The sequence below is a fragment of the Escherichia sp. KS167_9B genome (genome assembly GCF_030295215.1).
GTDB classification, from domain to species: domain Bacteria; phylum Pseudomonadota; class Gammaproteobacteria; order Enterobacterales; family Enterobacteriaceae; genus Escherichia; species Escherichia coli_F.
The window spans coordinates 2,615,036-2,635,869 of record NZ_AP025754.1; the positions used below are offsets into that span (position 1 = coordinate 2,615,036).

18 protein-coding genes are annotated in these 20,834 nt (G+C 50.2%); 14 read left to right on the forward strand and 4 right to left on the reverse strand.

The window, feature by feature from the left end; translation table 11 throughout:
* Positions 1-86: 86 nt before the first annotated feature.
* The 10 genes from yeiP (at position 87) to yejF (ending at position 12,526) form a co-directional block, all read left to right on the forward strand.
* Positions 87-659 carry an elongation factor P-like protein YeiP gene (gene yeiP / locus QUE34_RS13100; protein ID WP_001136827.1) on the forward strand — a complete coding sequence of 191 codons (573 nt, stop codon included), beginning with the start codon at positions 87-89 and terminating at the stop codon, positions 657-659.
* Between the two features lie 221 nt (positions 660-880).
* The gene (locus QUE34_RS13105; RefSeq protein ID WP_032184621.1) at positions 881-2,347 is read left to right on the forward strand and encodes a mannitol dehydrogenase family protein; all 1,467 of its coding nucleotides are present in this window, start codon (positions 881-883) and stop codon (positions 2,345-2,347) included.
* Positions 2,348-2,464: 117 nt separating this feature from the next.
* Positions 2,465-3,451, forward strand: a complete 987-nt coding sequence (gene yeiR, locus QUE34_RS13110; protein WP_032303377.1) for a zinc-binding GTPase YeiR — start codon at positions 2,465-2,467, stop codon at positions 3,449-3,451.
* 38 nt (positions 3,452-3,489) lie between these two features.
* Complete coding sequence (lpxT, locus tag QUE34_RS13115) at positions 3,490-4,203, forward strand: Kdo(2)-lipid A phosphotransferase (RefSeq protein WP_001354773.1); 714 nt, start codon at positions 3,490-3,492, stop codon at positions 4,201-4,203.
* Between the two features lie 412 nt (positions 4,204-4,615).
* Positions 4,616-5,182 carry a bifunctional murein DD-endopeptidase/murein LD-carboxypeptidase gene (gene mepS, locus QUE34_RS13120; protein WP_000241011.1) on the forward strand — a complete coding sequence of 189 codons (567 nt, stop codon included), beginning with the start codon at positions 4,616-4,618 and terminating at the stop codon, positions 5,180-5,182.
* Between the two features lie 180 nt (positions 5,183-5,362).
* Entirely contained in the window at positions 5,363-6,919 is a 1,557-nt protein-coding gene (locus tag QUE34_RS13125) for a cyclic di-GMP phosphodiesterase (RefSeq protein ID WP_032303379.1), read from the forward strand.
* An 81-nt stretch (positions 6,920-7,000) separates the two neighbouring features.
* Entirely contained in the window at positions 7,001-8,815 is a 1,815-nt protein-coding gene (locus tag QUE34_RS13130) for an extracellular solute-binding protein (protein ID WP_032303380.1), read from the forward strand.
* Positions 8,816-9,910 (forward strand): microcin C ABC transporter permease YejB, encoded by a 1,095-nt coding sequence (locus QUE34_RS13135; protein ID WP_000501604.1) that lies wholly within the window; start codon positions 8,816-8,818, stop codon positions 9,908-9,910. It abuts the gene before it with no gap.
* Complete coding sequence (locus tag QUE34_RS13140) at positions 9,910-10,935, forward strand: ABC transporter permease (protein ID WP_032303381.1); 1,026 nt, start codon at positions 9,910-9,912, stop codon at positions 10,933-10,935. The genes QUE34_RS13135 and QUE34_RS13140 overlap by 1 nt, the downstream gene beginning before the upstream one ends.
* Position 10,936: 1 nt before the next feature.
* Positions 10,937-12,526, forward strand: a complete 1,590-nt coding sequence (gene yejF, locus QUE34_RS13145) for a microcin C ABC transporter ATP-binding protein YejF (protein ID WP_103253523.1) — start codon at positions 10,937-10,939, stop codon at positions 12,524-12,526.
* Between the two features lie 3 nt (positions 12,527-12,529).
* On the opposite strand, the gene QUE34_RS13150 is transcribed toward yejF, so the two are convergent.
* From QUE34_RS13150 to rsuA, 3 genes are all read right to left on the reverse strand, one after another.
* Positions 12,530-12,874, reverse strand: a complete 345-nt coding sequence (locus QUE34_RS13150; protein ID WP_000202798.1) for a YejG family protein — start codon at positions 12,872-12,874, stop codon at positions 12,530-12,532.
* Between the two features lie 332 nt (positions 12,875-13,206).
* The gene (gene bcr, locus QUE34_RS13155; protein WP_000213385.1) at positions 13,207-14,397 is read right to left on the reverse strand and encodes a multidrug efflux MFS transporter Bcr; all 1,191 of its coding nucleotides are present in this window, start codon (positions 14,395-14,397) and stop codon (positions 13,207-13,209) included.
* 27 nt (positions 14,398-14,424) lie between these two features.
* The gene (gene rsuA / locus QUE34_RS13160; protein ID WP_032184630.1) at positions 14,425-15,120 is read right to left on the reverse strand and encodes a 16S rRNA pseudouridine(516) synthase RsuA; all 696 of its coding nucleotides are present in this window, start codon (positions 15,118-15,120) and stop codon (positions 14,425-14,427) included.
* A 148-nt stretch (positions 15,121-15,268) separates the two neighbouring features.
* On the opposite strand from rsuA, the gene radD reads away from it, so the two are divergent.
* Together radD and rplY are read left to right on the forward strand one after the other, a co-directional pair.
* Positions 15,269-17,029, forward strand: a complete 1,761-nt coding sequence (gene radD / locus QUE34_RS13165; protein ID WP_000578096.1) for a DNA repair helicase RadD — start codon at positions 15,269-15,271, stop codon at positions 17,027-17,029.
* 124 nt (positions 17,030-17,153) lie between these two features.
* Positions 17,154-17,438, forward strand: a complete 285-nt coding sequence (gene rplY / locus QUE34_RS13170) for a 50S ribosomal protein L25 (protein WP_000494197.1) — start codon at positions 17,154-17,156, stop codon at positions 17,436-17,438.
* 140 nt (positions 17,439-17,578) lie between these two features.
* On the opposite strand, the gene yejK is transcribed toward rplY, so the two are convergent.
* Positions 17,579-18,586 (reverse strand): nucleoid-associated protein YejK, encoded by a 1,008-nt coding sequence (gene yejK / locus QUE34_RS13175; RefSeq protein WP_000050789.1) that lies wholly within the window; start codon positions 18,584-18,586, stop codon positions 17,579-17,581.
* Positions 18,587-18,767: 181 nt separating this feature from the next.
* Here yejK and QUE34_RS13180 point away from each other — a divergent pair, with 181 nt between their 5' ends.
* On the forward strand, positions 18,768-18,995 hold the full coding sequence (locus QUE34_RS13180; protein WP_001135667.1) for a YejL family protein: 228 nt from the start codon (positions 18,768-18,770) through the stop codon (positions 18,993-18,995).
* 19 nt (positions 18,996-19,014) lie between these two features.
* A complete protein-coding gene (gene yejM, locus QUE34_RS13185; protein ID WP_103253522.1) occupies positions 19,015-20,775 on the forward strand; it encodes an LPS biosynthesis-modulating metalloenzyme YejM in 1,761 nt (586 codons plus the stop codon).
* Positions 20,776-20,834: the final 59 nt, after the last annotated feature.

Sequence of the window (20,834 nt, forward strand, 5' to 3'; positions counted from 1 at the left end):
AAAGTGCGAATACCACTTGCCCGAAAGGCCCGTCGCGAGTACTTTGTCGCGATATTTTTGACATTTTCGACTACAGGAATTTTTCGATGCCAAGAGCGAACGAAATTAAAAAAGGTATGGTACTGAATTACAACGGCAAACTGCTGCTGGTTAAGGACATTGATATTCAGTCGCCCACTGCCCGCGGTGCCGCTACGCTGTACAAAATGCGTTTTTCTGATGTCCGTACCGGGCTGAAAGTAGAAGAGCGTTTCAAAGGAGATGATATCGTTGACACCGTGACGCTGACCCGCCGTTACGTTGACTTCTCCTATGTCGATGGCAACGAATATGTCTTTATGGATAAAGAAGACTATACCCCGTATACCTTCACCAAAGATCAGATTGAAGAAGAGTTGCTGTTTATGCCAGAGGGCGGCATGCCGGACATGCAGGTGCTGACCTGGGACGGTCAACTGCTGGCGCTTGAGCTGCCGCAGACCGTTGATCTGGAAATCGTTGAAACCGCACCAGGCATCAAAGGGGCATCTGCCAGCGCCCGTAACAAACCGGCGACATTGAGCACTGGTCTGGTGATTCAGGTACCAGAATACTTAAGCCCGGGCGAAAAAATTCGTATCCATATCGAAGAACGCCGTTATATGGGTCGTGCTGACTAACTTCAGCCGCATGCAGAAAAGGGATAGCTCAGGCTGTCCCTTTTTAATTTATTATACCAATCTTCTATTTTGCGCTTCCTGAATATAGTTCTCCCGTAATATTCACCAGTTCATTGATCGCCCTCACACTTCATCGCATTAACAATCCAGACCAATTTCAATTTCTGTCATATAACTTTACACTGTCATTGTTAATCAATCGTTACTAAGACGTGATTCCTATGAATACAATCGCCTCCGCTACGCTCCCGCCTCAGGTACACGCTCCACGCTACGATCGCCAGCAGTTGCAATCACGTATCGTTCATTTTGGCTTCGGAGCCTTTCACCGCGCACATCAGGCGTTACTGACCGATCGTGTGCTGAATGCCCAGGGCGGCGACTGGGGGATCTGTGAGATCAGCTTGTTCAGCGGCGATCAACTGATGAGCCAGCTCCGCGCACAGAACCATTTATATACCGTGCTGGAGAAAGGTGCGGACGGCAATCAGGCGATAATTGTCGGTGCCGTTCACGAATGCCTGAATGCAAAACTGGATTCCTTAGCGGCAATTATTGAGAAATTTTGCGAGCCACAGGTGGCAATTGTTTCCCTGACGATTACCGAAAAAGGCTATTGTATTGACCCGGCCACCGGTGCACTCGACACCAGCAATCCGCGGATTATTCACGATCTTCAAAATCCTGAAGAACCTCACTCCGCGCCGGGTATTCTCGTCGAAGCACTGAAACGACGCCGTGAACGCGGCCTTGCACCGTTTACCGTACTCTCCTGCGACAATATTCCCGACAATGGCCATGTGGTGAAAAACGCGGTGCAGGGGATGGCGGAAAAACGTTCACCAGAACTCGCCGGGTGGATAAAAGAACACGTCAGTTTTCCGGGAACCATGGTCGACCGTATTGTTCCGGCAGCAACCGACGAATCACTGGCGGAAATCAGCCAACATCTGGGGGTGAATGATCCCTGCGCGATTAGCTGCGAACCGTTTATCCAGTGGGTGGTGGAAGATAACTTCGTCGCTGGGCGTCCTGCCTGGGAAGTCGCAGGTGTACAAATGGTGAATGATGTCCTGCCATGGGAAGAGATGAAACTGCGTATGCTTAATGGCAGCCACTCTTTTCTCGCTTATCTGGGTTACCTCTCAGGATTCGCGCACATCAGTGATTGCATGCAGGATCGCGCATTTCGCCATGCCGCCAGAGCATTAATGCTGGATGAGCAAGCGCCGACACTGCGAATTAAAGATGTCGATTTAACACAATATGCGGATAAGTTAATTGCACGTTTTGCTAACCCGGCGCTGAAACATAAGACCTGGCAAATCGCAATGGATGGTAGCCAGAAATTACCGCAACGTATGCTGGCTGGTATTCGCATACATCTGGCGCGCGAAACGGACTGGTCGTTGCTGGCATTAGGCGTTGCAGGCTGGATGCGTTACGTCAGCGGCGTTGATGATGCCGGAAATGCCATTGATGTTCGCGATCCGCTTAGCGATAAAATTTGCGAACTTGTTGCGGGCAGTAGCAGTGAACAACGCGTAACCGCCCTGCTTTCTCTGCGTGAAGTTTTCGGTGATGATCTGCCAGATAACCCGCATTTTGTACAAGCTATCGAACAAGCCTGGCAACAAATCGCACAATTCGGCGCGCATCAGGCGCTATTAAACACCCTCAAAATTTAACGATTTCTGCGGTTAAAGCGGATGAAGCTCGCCTTCGTCCGCTCTCCCCTTCTCTTTTCTGCCTTTTTTAGCCAGGATTAACGCTCAGTTAACTTTTAAGAGTATTGCGGAGCCGTTGTGACCAGGACCAACCTCATCACCGGTTTTCTCGGCAGCGGGAAAACTACGTCGATTCTTCATCTGTTAGCCCATAAAGATCCCAACGAAAAATGGGCGGTACTGGTTAATGAATTTGGGGAAGTCGGAATTGATGGTGCTTTGCTCGCCGATAGCGGCGCATTGTTGAAAGAGATCCCCGGCGGCTGTATGTGCTGCGTTAATGGTTTACCCATGCAGGTAGGGTTGAATACCTTACTGCGTCAGGGAAAACCAGACCGCTTGTTGATAGAGCCGACCGGGCTGGGCCATCCGAAACAGATCCTCGATCTCTTAACCGCGCCCGTGTATGAACCGTGGATAGATCTGCGCGCCACGTTGTGCATTCTCGATCCACGCCTGCTGCTGGACGAAAAAAGCGCCAGCAATGAAAACTTCCGTGACCAGCTGGCTGCCGCAGACATTATTGTCGCCAATAAATCCGACCGTGCGACGCCCGAAAGTGAGCAAGCGCTACAGCGCTGGTGGCAGCAAAATGGTGGCGATCGGCAATTAATTCACAGCAAGCATGGGAAAATTGACGGTCATCTTCTGGATTTGCCACGTCGCAATTTAGCCGAGTTGCCCGCCAGCGCGGCGCATTCTCATCAGCATAGCGTGAAAAAAGGATTAGCAGCGTTAAGCCTGCCAGAGCATCAACGCTGGCGTCGCAGTCTGAACAGTGGACAAGGGCATCAGGCCTGTGGCTGGATATTCGACGCTGATACGGTATTCGACACCATTGGCATTCTGGAATGGGCGCGACTTGCACCGGTGGAACGCGTCAAAGGCGTGATGCGTATTCCCGAAGGGCTGGTGCGAATCAACCGTCAGGGCGATGACCTGCACATTGAAACGCAAAACGTTGCGCCACCGGACAGTCGTATTGAGCTGATTTCCAGCAGCGAAGCTGACTGGAATGCTTTGCAGAGCGCGCTGTTGAAGCTTCGTTTAGCGACTACCGCGTAAGGTTGCCTGCGTTTTTCAGTAAGATAATTAGAGAAAATATGATTAAAAATTTGCCGCAAATAGTGTTGTTGAATATTGTCGGCCTCGCGCTGTTTCTTTCCTGGTATATTCCCGTTAATCATGGATTCTGGTTGCCGATTGATGCGGATATTTTTTATTTCTTTAATCAGAAACTGGTCGAAAGTAAGGCCTTTTTGTGGCTGGTTGCATTGACCAATAATCGTGCCTTCGACGGTTGTTCACTGCTGGCAATGGGAATGTTGATGCTGAGTTTCTGGCTGAAAGAAAACGCCCCAGGCCGACGACGTATCGTGATTATTGGCCTCGTCATGCTATTAACTGCAGTGGTCTTAAACCAACTGGGACAGGCATTAATTCCTGTAAAACGGGCCAGCCCAACATTAACTTTTGCCAATATTAACCGCGTCAGCGAACTGCTCCCTATCCCCACGAAAGATGCCTCACGAGACAGCTTTCCCGGCGATCACGGCATGATGCTGCTTATTTTTTCGGCATTCATGTGGCGTTATTTCGGCAAAGTCGCAGGCCTTATCGCCCTTATTATTTTTGTGGTTTTTGCATTTCCCAGAGTAATGATTGGTGCACACTGGTTTACTGACATCATTGTTGGTTCGATGACCGTGATATTGATTGGTTTGCCCTGGATGTTGCTGACGCCATTAAGTGATCGATTAATCACCTTTTTTGACAAATCACTACCGGGAAAAAACAAACATTTCCAAAACAAATAACTCACGGTAATTAACATCATCAGGTTTATTTTTATAGTAAGGATATTCCTGATGATGTGCGCCTTTGCTTTCTTTCATCGAACACAAAAATCATTCCCTAAGTAAATGAATGGATTGTATGCGTTTCACTCAATCGTACTTTAATTGACCAATCCCGCTTATTAACTTTCTGTATCACTTTTTCTTATAAAAAATCATGTAAAACCACTCGCCAAGACCGCACCAATCGGGTAATCTCGAACTCGTTTTGCCTCGGCGGTAGATTATCCTCACAGCATATAATTTTGTGCGTTAGTCCACAGATTTGGCCTTAAGGAATTGTTTCAACATGCCCAGGTAATTAGTCTCGTGTCGCTTGGCATTTTTTTATAACGATATTTGTCGTTAAGGACTTCAAGGGAAAACAAACAACATGGTCAAATCTCAACCGATTTTGAGATATATCTTGCGCGGGATCCCCGCGATTGCAGTAGCGGTTCTGCTTTCTGCATGTAGTGCAAATAACACCGCAAAGAATATGCATCCTGAGACACGTGCAGTGGGTAGTGAAACATCATCACTGCAAGCTTCTCAGGATGAATTTGAAAACCTGGTTCGTAATGTCGACGTAAAATCGCGAATTATGGATCAGTATGCTGACTGGAAAGGCGTACGCTATCGTCTGGGCGGCAGCACTAAAAAAGGTATCGATTGTTCTGGTTTCGTACAGCGTACATTCCGCGAGCAATTTGGCTTAGAACTTCCGCGTTCGACTTACGAACAGCAGGAAATGGGTAAATCTGTTTCCCGCAGTAATTTGCGTACGGGTGATTTAGTTCTGTTCCGCGCCGGTTCAACGGGACGCCATGTCGGTATTTATATCGGCAACAATCAGTTTGTCCATGCTTCCACCAGCAGTGGTGTTATTATTTCCAGCATGAATGAACCGTACTGGAAGAAGCGTTACAACGAAGCACGCCGGGTTCTCAGCCGCAGCTAATAAACCGTTTGGATGCAATCCCTTGGCTATCCTGACGAGTTAACTGAAAGCACTGCTTAAGCAGTGCTTTTTTGTTTTCATTCATCAGAGAAAATGATGTTTCCGCGTCTTGATCCAGGCTATAGTCCGGTCATTGTTATCTTTTAAATGTTGTCGTAATTTCAGGAAATTAACGGAATCATGTTCATACGCGCTCCCAATTCTGGACGTAAGCTTATGCTTACCTGCATCGTTGCAGGCGTGATGATTGCGATACTGGTGAGCTGCCTTCAGTTTTTAGTGGCCTGGCATAAGCACGAAGTCAAATACGACACACTGATTACCGACGTACAAAAGTATCTCGATACCTATTTTGCCGACCTGAAATCCACTACTGACCGGCTCCAGCCGCTGACCTTAGATACTTGTCAGCAAGCTAACCCCGAACTGACTGCCCGCGCGGCGTTTAGTATGAATGTCCGTACGTTTGTGCTGGTAAAAGATAAAAAAACATTCTGTTCATCTGCGACCGGTGAGATGGACATTCCACTCAATGAATTGATTCCGGCGCTCGACATTAATAAAAACGTCGATATGGCGATCTTACCCGGCACGCCGATGGTGCCGAACAAACCCGCAATCGTCATCTGGTATCGCAACCCTTTGCTGAAAAATAGCGGCGTGTTTGCCGCTCTGAATCTCAACCTGACGCCTTCTCTCTTTTATAGTTCACGGCAGGAAGATTACGATGGCGTCGCCCTCATTATTGGCAATACTGCGCTATCTACCTTTTCTTCACGTTTGATGAACGTTAATGAATTAACCGACATGCCGGTCCGTGAAACTAAAATTGCGGGCATTCCTCTGACCGTTCGGCTTTATGCGGATGACTGGACATGGAACGATGTGTGGTACGCATTTTTACTGGGCGGCATGAGTGGAACAATGGTTGGACTTCTCTGCTATTGCCTGATGAGCGTGCGTATGCGACCGGGCAGAGAAATCATGACCGCCATCAAGCGCGAACAATTTTACGTGGTATATCAACCGGTGGTTGATACACAAGCTTTGCGGGTAACAGGCCTGGAAGTACTACTACGCTGGCGGCATCCTGTAGCGGGAGAAATTCCCCCGGATGCCTTCATCAACTTTGCCGAATCGCAAAAGATGATTGTGCCGCTGACTCAGCACCTGTTTGAGTTGATTGCCCGTGATGCCGCAGAATTAGAAAAAGTACTGCCGGTAGGCGTCAAATTTGGCATTAACATTGCGCCGGACCATCTGCATAGCGAAAGCTTTAAAGCTGATATCCAAAAATTGCTCACTTCCCTGCCCGCACATCATTTCCAGATTGTGCTGGAAATTACCGAGCGCGATATGTTGAAAGAGCAAGAAGCCACGCAACTCTTCGCCTGGCTGCATTCAGTCGGCGTTGAAATTGCTATTGATGACTTTGGCACCGGGCACAGCGCGCTTATCTATCTTGAGCGTTTTACGCTCGATTATCTGAAAATTGATCGTGGATTTATCAACGCCATCGGTACGGAAACGATCACTTCACCCGTACTTGACGCGGTGCTGACGCTGGCGAAACGTCTCAATATGCTGACGGTTGCTGAAGGGGTTGAAACGCCGGAACAGGCGCGATGGCTAAGCGAACGCGGCGTTAATTTCATGCAAGGCTACTGGATCAGTCGCCCATTACCGCTGGACGATTTTGTCCGCTGGCTGAAGAAACCGTATACGCCGCAGTGGTAAGGCGTGCTTACGTCCCTTATTATTCATAGTGAAAGCATGCCGGTTTGCGGCTAATGATGAGTAAAAGGAAATCTGTTGCAGATGATTGTGCGCATACTGCTGCTGTTTATCGCTCTGTTCACCTTTGGTGCGCAGGCGCAGGCTATCAAGGAAAGCTATGCCTTTGCCGTGCTGGGCGAACCCCGGTACGCGTTTAATTTCAACCATTTTGATTATGTGAACCCCGCCGCGCCAAAAGGGGGGCAGATAACGTTGTCAGCCCTCGGCACCTTCGATAATTTCAACCGTTATGCACTGCGCGGCAACCCAGGCGCACGCACCGAGCAGTTGTACGACACGCTATTTACTACTTCCGATGACGAGCCAGGTAGTTATTATCCGCTGATTGCCGAAAGTGCGCGCTATGCTGACGATTATTCCTGGGTGGAGGTCGCAATTAATCCGCGCGCCCGTTTTCATGATGGTTCCCCCATTACTGCCCGCGATGTCGAATTCACTTTTCAAAAATTTATGACCGAAGGCGTACCGCAATTTCGTCTGGTCTACAAAGGCACCACCGTCAAAGCCATTGCACCATTAACCGTGCGTATTGAGTTAGCGAAACCCGGCAAAGAAGATATGCTGAGCCTGTTTTCGCTGCCGGTCTTTCCAGAAAAGTACTGGAAGGATCACAAACTTAGCGATCCGCTCGCCACGCCTCCGCTTGCCAGTGGTCCGTACCGCATTACGTCCTGGAAAATGGGGCAAAATATTGTCTATTCCCGCGTGAAAGATTACTGGGCAGCAAACTTACCGGTAAACCGTGGACGCTGGAATTTCGACACCATTCGCTACGATTACTACCTCGATGATAATGTCGCCTTTGAAGCGTTTAAAGCCGGTGCCTTTGATTTGCGTATGGAAAACGACGCCAAAAACTGGGCCACGCGCTATACCGGTAAAAATTTCGATAAGAAATACATCATCAAAGATGAGCAAAAGAACGAATCAGCCCAGGATACGCGCTGGCTGGCGTTTAATATCCAACGTCCGGTATTCAGCGATCGCCGGGTCCGGGAAGCGATCACTCTTGCCTTTGACTTTGAATGGATGAACAAGGCGTTGTTTTACAATGCCTGGAGTCGCACGAACAGTTATTTTCAGAATACCGAATACGCAGCCAGAAATTACCCCGACGCCGCGGAGCTGGTGCTTCTGGCACCAATGAAAAAAGATCTTCCGCCAGAAGTCTTCACACAAATCTACCAGCCGCCGGTATCGAAAGGCGATGGCTACGATCGTAACAACCTGTTAAAAGCCGACAAACTTCTCAATGAAGCGGGCTGGGTGCTGAAGGGTCAGCAACGCGTTAATGCCACAACGGGTCAGCCTCTCAGCTTTGAATTATTGCTTCCCGCAAGCAGCAATAGTCAGTGGGTATTACCGTTCCAGCACAGCCTGCAACGGCTGGGTATCAACATGGACATTCGCAAGGTGGATAACTCGCAAATCACCAACCGCATGCGCAGTCGCGACTATGACATGATGCCGCGCGTATGGCGGGCGATGCCGTGGCCCAGTTCCGATTTACAGATTTCCTGGTCATCGGAATATATCAACTCCACTTATAATGCCCCCGGCGTGCAAAGTCCGGTTATCGACTCGCTGATCAACAAAATTATTGCCGCGCAGGGAAATAAAGAAAAATTACTGCCGTTGGGGCGAGCACTGGATCGCGTATTAACGTGGAATTATTACATGCTGCCAATGTGGTATATGGCGGAAGACCGTCTCGCCTGGTGGGATAAATTCTCTCAACCCGCAGTGCGCCCTGTTTACAGCCTGGGTATCGATACCTGGTGGTATGACGTTAATAAAGCGACGAAACTGCCGTCAGCCAGACAACAGGGAGAGTAGATGGGCGCTTATCTGATTCGCCGTCTGTTGCTGGTGATCCCAACGTTATGGGCGATTATCACTATCAACTTTTTCATCGTGCAAATTGCGCCTGGCGGTCCGGTCGACCAGGCCATCGCCGCCATTGAGTTTGGTAATGCCGGAGTATTACCCGGCGCAGGCGGTGAAGGTGTTCGCGCCAGCCATGCGCAAACGGGCGTCGGCAATATCAGCGACAGTAATTACCGTGGTGGACGCGGATTAGATCCAGAAGTGATCGCCGAGATCACTCATCGCTACGGTTTCGATAAGCCGATCCACGAACGTTACTTCAAAATGCTCTGGGACTACATCCGCTTTGATTTTGGCGATAGCCTGTTTCGCAGCGCCTCGGTGCTGACGCTGATTAAAGACAGTCTGCCGGTTTCCATCACCCTCGGATTGTGGAGCACGCTGATTATCTATCTGGTGTCGATTCCGCTGGGTATTCGCAAAGCTGTTTATAATGGTAGCCGCTTTGACGTCTGGAGTAGCGCATTTATCATCATCGGCTACGCCATTCCGGCCTTTTTGTTTGCCATCCTGCTGATAGTCTTCTTCGCGGGCGGCAGCTATTTCGACCTGTTCCCTCTGCGCGGCCTGGTTTCCGCTAACTTTGATTCGCTGCCGTGGTATCAGAAAATCACCGATTATCTGTGGCATATCACGCTGCCGGTGCTGGCGACGGTGATTGGCGGCTTTGCGGCGCTGACCATGCTGACAAAAAACTCATTCCTTGATGAAGTGCGCAAGCAGTACGTGGTGACCGCCCGTGCGAAAGGGGTAAGTGAAAAAAATATTCTCTGGAAACATGTGTTCCGCAACGCCATGCTGCTGGTGATTGCCGGTTTTCCGGCGACGTTTATCAGCATGTTTTTTACCGGCTCGCTGCTGATTGAGGTGATGTTTTCACTCAATGGTCTTGGCTTACTGGGCTACGAAGCGACCGTCTCGCGCGATTATCCTGTAATGTTTGGTACCTTGTATATTTTCACCCTGATTGGCCTGCTGCTGAATATTGTCAGTGATATCAGCTATACGCTGGTCGATCCGCGTATAGATTTTGAGGGACGTTAATGTCGCGACTCAGCCCCGTCAATCAGGCCCGTTGGGCGCGTTTTCGTCATAACCGTCGCGGCTACTGGTCGTTATGGATGTTCCTCGTCTTATTTGGTTTGAGTTTGTGTTCTGAACTTATCGCCAACGATAAACCGTTGCTGGTACGTTATGACGGCAGTTGGTATTTCCCGTTGTTGAAAAACTACAGCGAAAGCGATTTTGGCGGTCCGCTGGCAAGCCAGGCTGATTATCAGGACCCGTGGCTGAAACAGCGGTTGGAAGATAAAGGCTGGGTACTGTGGGCACCGATTCGCTTTGGTGCTACCAGTATCAACTTTGCTACCGATAAGCCCTTCCCTTCTCCACCCTCCCGGCAAAACTGGCTGGGAACGGATGCCAATGGCGGCGATGTGCTGGCGCGCATTCTCTATGGCACGCGGATCTCAGTTCTGTTTGGCCTGATGCTGACCCTCTGCTCCAGCGTGATGGGCGTGTTGGCGGGGGCGCTACAAGGCTATTACGGCGGTAAAGTCGATCTCTGGGGGCAACGTTTTATTGAAGTATGGTCGGGGATGCCGACGCTGTTTTTGATTATTTTACTTTCCAGCGTCGTACAGCCTAACTTCTGGTGGCTGTTGGCAATTACCGTCTTGTTTGGCTGGATGAGTCTGGTCGGCGTGGTGCGGGCGGAGTTTTTACGTACCCGTAATTTCGACTACATCCGTGCGGCGCAGGCGCTTGGCGTCAGCGATCGCAGTATCATCCTGCGTCATATGTTGCCAAATGCCATGGTCGCTACCCTCACCTTTTTACCGTTTATTTTATGTAGTTCGATCACCACCCTGACCTCACTCGATTTCCTCGGCTTCGGTCTGCCGCTCGGTTCACCGTCACTCGGCGAACTGCTGTTACAAGGGAAAAATAACCTTCAGGCCCCGTGGCTTGGGATCACCGCCTTCTTGTCGGTGGCGATATTGTTGTCTTTGCTGATCTTTATTGGTGAAGCCGTCCGCGACGCATTTGATCCTAATAAGGCGGTGTAGCATGACGCAAACTCTGTTAGCGATTGAAAATTTGTCGGTGGGTTTTCGCCATCAGCAAACCGTACGCACAGTAGTCAATGATGTTTCACTACAGATTGCGGCTGGCGAAACGCTGGCGCTGGTGGGTGAGTCTGGTTCAGGTAAGAGCGTTACCGCGCTGTCAATTTTACGCCTGCTCCCTTCCCCGCCGGTTGAATATCTCTCCGGCGATATTCGTTTTCATGGCGAATCGCTGCTTCATGCCAGCGATCAAACGTTACGCGGTGTACGCGGTAATAAGATTGCCATGATTTTTCAGGAACCGATGGTGTCGTTAAATCCATTGCATACCCTGGAAAAACAGCTTTATGAAGTGCTTTCACTCCACCGCGGGATGCGTCGGGAAGCGGCTCGTGGCGAAATTCTTAACTGCCTTGATCGCGTCGGTATCCGCCAGGCGGCAAAACGGCTGACAGATTATCCACATCAGCTCTCCGGCGGCGAACGCCAGCGGGTGATGATTGCGATGGCGCTGTTAACGCGACCGGAATTATTAATTGCCGATGAACCGACCACCGCGCTGGACGTCTCTGTCCAGGCGCAGATTTTACAGCTGTTGCGCGAACTGCAAGGCGAGCTGAATATGGGCATGCTGTTTATTACTCATAACCTCAGTATTGTCAGAAAACTGGCTCACCGCGTGGCGGTAATGCAAAACGGTCGCTGTGTCGAGCAAAATGACGCTGCTACGCTATTTGCCTCACCCACTCATCCTTACACACAAAAGCTACTCAACAGTGAACCGTCAGGCGACCCGGTCCCATTGCCAGAACCTGCCTCAACGTTGCTAGATGTTGAACAGCTTCAGGTTGCCTTCCCCATTCGCAAAGGGATTTTGAAGCGCATTGTGGATCATAATGTGGTGGTGAAAAACATCAGTTTTACGCTACGGGCGGGTGAAACACTGGGTTTAGTGGGCGAGTCCGGTTCCGGGAAAAGCACGACGGGACTGGCGCTGCTGCGACTGATTAACTCTCAGGGCAGCATCATTTTTGACGGTCAGCCATTGCAAAATTTAAACCGCCGTCAGCTATTACCTATTCGCCATCGCATTCAGGTGGTATTTCAGGATCCTAACTCCTCGCTCAACCCACGACTCAACGTTTTGCAAATTATCGAGGAAGGTTTACGGGTTCACCAGCCGATGCTTTCTGCCGTGCAACGCGAACAACAAGTGATAGCCGTGATGCATGAAGTGGGATTAGATCCTGAAACACGCCACCGTTATCCGGCGGAGTTCTCTGGTGGTCAGCGGCAACGTATTGCGATTGCCAGGGCGTTAATTCTTAAGCCCTCGCTGATCATTCTTGATGAACCAACATCATCGCTCGACAAAACGGTACAGGCGCAAATATTGACGCTATTGAAATCATTGCAACAAAAGCATCAATTGGCCTATTTGTTTATCAGTCACGATTTGCACGTTGTCCGCGCGTTATGTCATCAGGTTATCGTACTGCGACAAGGGGAAGTAGTGGAACAAGGACCGTGCGCGCGCGTGTTTGCCGCACCGCAGCAGGAGTATACGCGTCAGCTACTGGCGTTGAGCTGACGCTTAAAAAGGATTGTAGTTTGAGAAGGGTTCGGCAATTGCCACACCAAAATTTTTCAATCGGCATGTTGCAGCAAACTCGTCCTGGCGATTTACAAACAGGCACGGCTCACCTTCACACTCCAGTACCGAGCATGGAACTTCGATGTCGCTTAACGCCTGGCTTAGTTTGTACATCACCGACCATGCATTATCACCATCCGGGCTAAGCAATTTAAGCGCCACCAGGCTGTTGTCACCGCACGGTCCATTTTGCGGAATCGGTTCAACCTTCGAACCTGCGAAACCAGCAGACCAGCGATAGTTCTGCGGCAGTCGATGGACGATTGAGAGTTGTAATGAAGTCACTTATTTTCCCCGGAAGCACATTTACTTCACAATTTGTTTACATCAATTTTAACACATCATCAACAATCCGTCTTTATACAGATCGTAAAGATTGATGCCTCGCCAGCGTGGCCTCTATGGCTCTGATTTAAATAATATCTGCGGGCGTGGTCACGTTTGCGGGGCTATATGTACCCGTTTCTGCGATCTAACTCAACCTTTTTAACTACAATGATGTGACTTTTTACATAAATTGATTTTACATAAAATAAACATATATCGGGGGAATGATGGATTTGTGGTTGACATGCATCAACAAAGGAAGCCTTTTAGCTTCCTCGTTGTGCAATAGATCACCGTTTTTTCGGCCGACTGGCGTACAGACAGAAGAGAATGGAGCTGGTTGCGCAGAATGCAATTGACCAAATCATCGGCCATGCAGAGTTAAAGGTCGCAAGAGAAAGCAATGCGCCAACAATTGCCCCTATGCCAAAACGGAAGGTTCCTGCCAGCGAAGATGCCGTTCCCGCCATATGGGGAAACTCATCAAGAATGACCGCCATCGCATTAGATGACACCATCGACACGCAGCCCACAAACGCCGCAACGCCAACTACCAGCGACCAGAATCCCAGCCCCAGCAGCGCACTGATGACCATCCACGCCGCCATAATAAACTGTATCCACAACCCCGAGCGGAACATATTTAACGCGCCAATACGGCGGACGAAGCGACTGTTAAAGATGGTCATCACGAACAGGAAAACAATGTTTAGCGCAAAGTAATAACCAAAGTTTTCCGGCGCGACGTGGTTAATTTCAATGTAGACAAACGGTCCGGCGCTCAGGAACGAGAACATTCCGGCAAAGCTGAAACCGCTGGCCAGCATATAACTCAGGACACGCTTATGACGAAACAGCGCCGCAAAGTTACCAATAGTGGTACGAATGTGAAAAGGCTGGCGACGCTCCGGTGGTAAGGTTTCTTTGATCAGAAAGAAGATCATTGCCGAAGCCAGAATCGCCGCTACGGCGAGGATCCAGAAGATGTAATGCCAGCTCAGCCACACCAGCACCCAGCCGCCAACTATCGGTGCCATCAGCGGTGCAATGGTCGTCACCAGCATGACAAACGACATCATCCGTGAGAACTCTTCCTTCGGGTAGATATCACGCATTAAAGCGTTGATAACCACGCTGGCCGCAGCCGCAGCCAGACCGTGGAAGAAACGCATCACAATCAGCTGATCGATGGTTTGTGCCAACGCACACGCCACCGCGGCGGCGGCAAACACCAGCGTACCGCCAAGAACCACCGGCTTACGCCCAAAACTGTCTGCCATCGGCCCGTAGATTAACTGCCCCAACGCAAAGCCCAGAATATAAGTACTGAGGGTCATCTGCGTACTGCCCGCAGGTACGCCAAATTGCGCTGAAATTACCGGTAGCGCGGGCAGATACATATCAATCGACAGCGGCATCAACATGGCCAGCAGGCCAAGGATAAAAACAATAGCAAACGACGAATGCTGTCGGGTGGTCACAACGGGCTCCTGAAAGTCATTAAAAAGTTAGACGACGCTGGCAATTTCTTCTTCAGTTAACGGACGATATTCACCGGGGGCTAAATCAGCATCCAGCGTAATGCCACCAATACGTTCACGATGCAGCTCAACCACGTGGTTACCCACGGCGGCGAACATGCGTTTCACCTGATGATAACGCCCTTCGCTGATGGTCAGACGAACCTGCGTTGGGGTAATCACTTCCAGCATCGCCGGCTTAGTGAGATCTTTTTCGTTATGCAGCTGCACGCCTTTAGCAAATTGCTCTGCCGTATCGTCAGCTACGGGTGATTCCAGCGTCACCAGATAGGTCTTCTCGCAATGATGACGTGGAGAAGTAATGCGATGCGACCACTGACCGTCGTCAGTCATCAGCACCAGACCAGTGGTATCGATATCCAGACGCCCTGCGGCGTGCAGTTTCCACGCTACCGGTTCATCAAGAAAATAGAGCACCGTTGGGTGATCCGGGTCATCAGTTGAGCAAACATAGCCCTGAGGCTTATTGAGCATGAAGTAACGAGGACCGTGTTGCTGCGCCAGCGGGTTGCCATCGTAGGCGACTTCATGTTCAGGTAGCAGTTTGAACGCTGCGTTACGGACGATTTCGCCATCGACGGTGACACGATTGCCGCGGATTTCACGCCCGGCAATAGCACGGCTAACGCCGAGTTGCTGTGCGATAAATTTATCAAGTCGCATGTGTGTGATTTTGCCTGTAAAAACGGAGGTCGGGCATTGACCCGAAAATCTGAACTGTTGTCTGCCCAGTATAGCGGTCTAATAACATCCCTCAAGGGAAAAAGATCCATGGCATACTATTGGCAGAATAATCTACCTACGCGAGACCATGATTTTTACACTTCGTCCATATCAGCAAGAAGCTGTGGATGCCACGCTCAACCATTTTCGTCGTCATAAAACCCCTGCCGTTATCGTGCTGCCCACCGGTGCCGGTAAAAGCCTGGTGATAGCGGAACTGGCGCGGCTGGCGCGTGGTCGCGTGCTGGTGCTGGCACACGTTAAAGAACTGGTGGCGCAAAACCATGCAAAATATCAGGCACTGGGACTGGAAGCCGATATCTTTGCCGCTGGGCTAAAGCGTAAAGAGAGCCACGGTAAAGTAGTATTTGGCAGCGTGCAATCGGTCGCCCGTAACCTTGATGCCTTTCAGGGTGAATTTTCACTGTTGATTGTCGATGAATGCCATCGTATTGGTGACGATGAAGAGAGCCAGTATCAGCAAATCCTCACTCACCTGACAAAAGTGAATCCCCGCTTACGCCTGTTAGGGCTGACTGCCACGCCTTTTCGGTTGGGCAAAGGCTGGATTTATCAGTTTCATTATCACGGCATGGTACGCGGCGATGAGAAAGCCCTTTTCCGCGACTGTATTTATGAGCTGCCGCTGCGTTATATGATTAAACACGGCTATCTGACGCCGCCAGAACGACTGGATATGCCAGTAGTGCAATACGATTTCAGCCGATTGCAGGCACAGAGTAACGGGCTGTTCAGCGAAGCCGATCTCAACCGCGAGCTGAAAAAACAGCAACGTATTACCCCGCACATCATCAGCCAGATTATGGAGTTCGCCGCAACGCGCAAAGGGGTGATGATTTTCGCTGCGACAGTCGAACACGCAAAAGAGATTGTCGGCTTGCTGCCCGCTGAGGATGCAGCACTTATTACTGGCGACACGCCAGGCGCTGAACGCGATGTATTAATTGAAGATTTTAAAGCCCAGCGTTTTCGCTATCTGGTCAACGTCGCGGTACTGACCACCGGATTTGACGCCCCGCACGTCGATCTTATCGCTATTCTGCGCCCTACCGAATCAGTGAGTCTTTACCAACAAATTGTCGGGCGCGGTCTGCGTCTGGCTCCCGGCAAGACTGATTGCTTAATTCTTGATTATGCGGGTAATCCTCACGATCTCTACGCGCCGGAAGTTGGTACACCTAAAGGCAAAAGTGACAACGTTCCGGTACAGGTTTTCTGCCCTGCCTGCGGTTTTGCCAACACCTTTTGGGGGAAAACGACCGCCGACGGGACATTGATTGAACACTTTGGTCGTCGTTGTCAGGGATGGTTTGAAGATGACGACGGTCATCGCGAACAGTGTGACTTCCGCTTCCGTTTTAAGAATTGCCCACAATGTAACGCAGAAAATGATATAGCCGCCCGCCGCTGCCGCGAATGTGACACCATTCTGGTTGATCCGGACGATATGTTAAAAGCGGCGCTACGACTGAAAGACGCGCTGGTATTACGCTGTAGCGGCATGTCTTTGCAACATGGGCACGACGAGAAAGGCGAATGGCTGAAAATCACCTATTACGATGAAGACGGCGCGGATGTGAGTGAGCGTTTCCGTCTGCAAACGCCCGCCCAGCGTACCGCCTTCGAGCAGCTTTTTATCCGCCCGCATACGCGTACACCGGGCATCCCTCTGCGCTGGATCACCGCTGCTGATATCCTCGCCCAACAAGCGTTGCTGCGCCATCCGGATTTCGTCGTCGCACGAATGAAAGGCCAGTACTGGCAAGTGCGCGAAAAAGTGTTTGATTACGAAGGTCGTTTTCGTCGGGCACACGAATTACGCGGTTAATGGTAGTTTTAATTGATGTGCAAGGCGATTGAGTATAGAATCTCGCCCGCTTTTGCATACGCAAAGCAGATCATTTGCCTGTTGCTGGGTCGCCTGTAGCAGGATTAATTTAAGAGAGAAAGAAATGTTTACTATCAACGCAGAAGTACGTAACGAGCAGGGTAAGGGTGCGAGCCGCCGCCTGCGTACCGCTAACAAATTCCCGGCAATCATCTACGGTGGCAACGAAGCGCCGCTGGCTGTTGCTCTGGATCACGACAAAGTCATGAACATGCAAGTTAAAGCTGAATTCTACAGCGAAGTTCTGACCATCGTTGTTGACGGTAAAGAAATCAAAGTTAAAGCTCAGGACGTACAGCGCCACCCGTACAAACCTAAGCTGCTGCACATCGACTTCGTTCGCGCTTAATCGCTGAATAAGTTGTAAAAAAAACCCCGCTCCGGCGGGGTTTTTTGTATCTGCAAATTATGCCTGATTACGGTATTGCTATTTTTTGTAGGCCAGATAAGGCGTTCACGCCGCATCTGGCATTCATAACACCAAACCGATTAATTGCCGCCAGACGTCCGGCGCTGCAATTGATCGCGCAAGTTCGGCGGCGTGCCTTTAATGGTCAGGGTATCGGTCGCCGGGTCCCAGAAAATGCGCTCACCTAACAGCATCGCATCAAAGTTAATGGTCAAGCCACCACCGCTACCGGCAAACTTCGTCAACTGACGCAACGTGCTACGGTCTGCCGGGAAGCTCTCTTCAAGTTCGTAGCCTTTTTCAGCCGCAAATTCCGTGAAGCTCACTTCGCTGACGCCCGCCAGCTCTTTCGACAGCGATTCAAGCTCGATCTCTTCACCCGCCTGCAATTGCTCATTACAGTAGCTGTAGACCTGCTGACGCACGTTCTGCCGTTCTGCTTTATCCAGTTGTGCTTCGGCAGTGAAATCATCAACCGCCTGCAATAATCCGCGGTTTTGCGCTTTCGCGTTCAACCCTTCGCTGGCACCGAGGAAGTCCATGAAGAAATCGGCCACTTTGCGCCCGACTCGCCCTTTCAGGAAAGTGAGATACCGGGTCGACTCTGGATTGGTTTCCCATTCGGTTAAATCAATACGCGCAACAATATCCGCATGATTGATATCAAGATAATGGGTCGGGTTGATGTCGAGATTTTCGTTAACGCGCATACTGCTCAGGTTGCTCAGAACCGCCACCAGCAGATATTCGACAGCTAAATAACGGTAGTGACAAAACAGCACGAAGCCACCGTCAGCAAAAGGATATTTCGCTAATTCGTCACGCAGGCGACCGGTTGCCGCGCGGCTAAAGGCCAGAAAGTCCTCTTCGCCCTGACGCTGTAAGCGTAGCGTCTGCGCCAGTTCACTCTCTTCGCTGAACAAGCCGTATGCTTTATTTTTGGCGCTATAGACCCGATGCAGTTCTGCCACCATCTCAACGACGGTTTCTGTCGGTTCCAGCAATGAATCGCGCAACACCAGCTCAAGGTTCTGCTCATCACGCTTGATAAGCTGGTGCAGAGCAATCTGGTTGATATCCAGACTCATGATAAACTCTCCTTTAAGACCGGCCGGTATTCAACCACCGCCGGTAAAGCGACGCAATAAAAGATGGCGGTCATTTTACAGAAGGCGGCGTAACGAGAATGATTTAAAGCATAAAAAAGCAGAAAAAAAACCGTTGCTACGGTAATATGTTGCCCTTTCATCAACTAACTGATTTCGATTTATGCCACAAATTTCCCGCTACAGTGATGAACAGGTTGAACAATTGCTCGCAGAGCTGCTCAACGTACTGGAAAAACATAAGGCTCCGACCGACCTTTCCCTGATGGTGTTAGGCAACATGGTCACTAACCTTATCAACACCAGCATTGCCCCGGCCCAACGCCAGGCAATTGCCAACTCTTTTGCCCGCGCCTTACAGTCCTCTATCAACGAAGACAAAGCGCACTAAGGGAAACAGATAACAGGTTATGGTAACTCATCGTCAGCGCTACCGTGAAAAAGTCTCCCAGATGGTCAGTTGGGGGCACTGGTTTGCACTGTTCAATATTCTGCTTTCGCTCGTCATTGGCAGCCGTTACCTGTTTATCGCCGACTGGCCGACAACGCTTGCTGGTCGTATTTATTCCTACGTAAGCATTATCGGCCATTTCAGCTTCCTGGTGTTTGCCACCTACTTGCTGATCCTCTTCCCGCTGACTTTTATCGTCGGCTCCCAGAGGCTGATGAGGTTTTTGTCCGTCATTTTAGCAACGGCGGGAATGACGCTATTACTGATCGATAGCGAAGTCTTTACTCGTTTCCATCTCCATCTTAATCCCATCGTCTGGCAGTTGGTTATCAACCCAGACGAAAATGAGATGGCGCGCGACTGGCAGCTGATGTTCATTAGCGTGCCGGTTATTTTATTGCTTGAACTGGTGTTTGCGACGTGGAGCTGGCAAAAGCTTCGCAGCCTGACGCGTCGTCGGCGCTTCGCGCGCCCGCTGGCCGCATTCTTATTTATCGCTTTTATTGCCTCGCATGTGGTGTATATCTGGGCCGATGCCAACTTCTATCGCCCGATCACCATGCAGCGCGCTAACCTGCCGCTTTCGTACCCGATGACGGCACGACGTTTTCTTGAGAAGCATGGTTTGCTTGATGCACAAGAGTATCAACGCCGTCTCATTGAGCAAGGTAACCCAGACGCTGTTTCCGTTCAGTATCCGTTAAGCGAGCTGCGCTATCGCGATATGGGCACCGGGCAGAATGTGCTGTTGATCACTGTCGATGGCCTGAATTACTCACGCTTCGAGAAACAGATGCCTGCACTGGCAGGTTTTGCTGAGCAAAATATTTCGTTCACACGTCATATGAGTTCCGGCAACACTACAGACAACGGCATCTTTGGCCTGTTCTATGGCATCTCGCCAAGCTATATGGACGGCATTCTGTCGACCCGTACGCCTGCGGCGTTAATTACTGCGCTTAACCAGCAAGGCTATCAGCTGGGGTTATTCTCGTCAGATGGCTTTACCAGCCCGCTGTATCGCCAGGCATTGTTGTCAGATTTCTCGATGCCGAGCGTACGTACCCAATCCGACGAGCAGACCGCCACGCAGTGGATCAACTGGCTGGGCCGCTACGCACAAGAAGATAACCGCTGGTTCTCGTGGGTCTCTTTCAATGGCACTAACATTGACGACAGCAATCAGCAGGCATTTGCACGGAAATATAGCCGGGCGGCAGGCAATGTCGATGACCAGATCAACCGCGTGCTCAATGCACTGCGTGATTCTGGCAAACTGGACAATACGGTGGTGATTATCACTGCCGGCCGGGGTATTCCGCTGAGCGAAGAGGAAGAAACCTTTGACTGGTCCCACGGTCATCTGCAGGTACCATTAGTGATTCACTGGCCAGGCACGCCGGCGCAGCGTATTAATGCGCTGACTGATCATACCGATCTGATGACGACGCTGATGCAACGCCTGCTACATGTCAGCACACCTGCCAGCGAATATTCGCAAGGTCAGGATTTGTTCAACCCTCAACGCCGTCATTACTGGGTTACCGCCGCGGATAACGATACGCTGGCAATTACCACCCCGAAAAAGACGCTGGTGCTGAACAATAACGGTAAATACCGTACTTACAACTTACGTGGTGAAAGAGTGAAAGATGAAAAACCACAGTTAAGTTTGTTATTACAAGTACTGACAGAAGAGAAGCGTTTTATCGCTAACTGATTAATTATAAATCAGTTAGCAAAATATCTTACTTGCAATCGGTGTGGAAAACGGTAGTA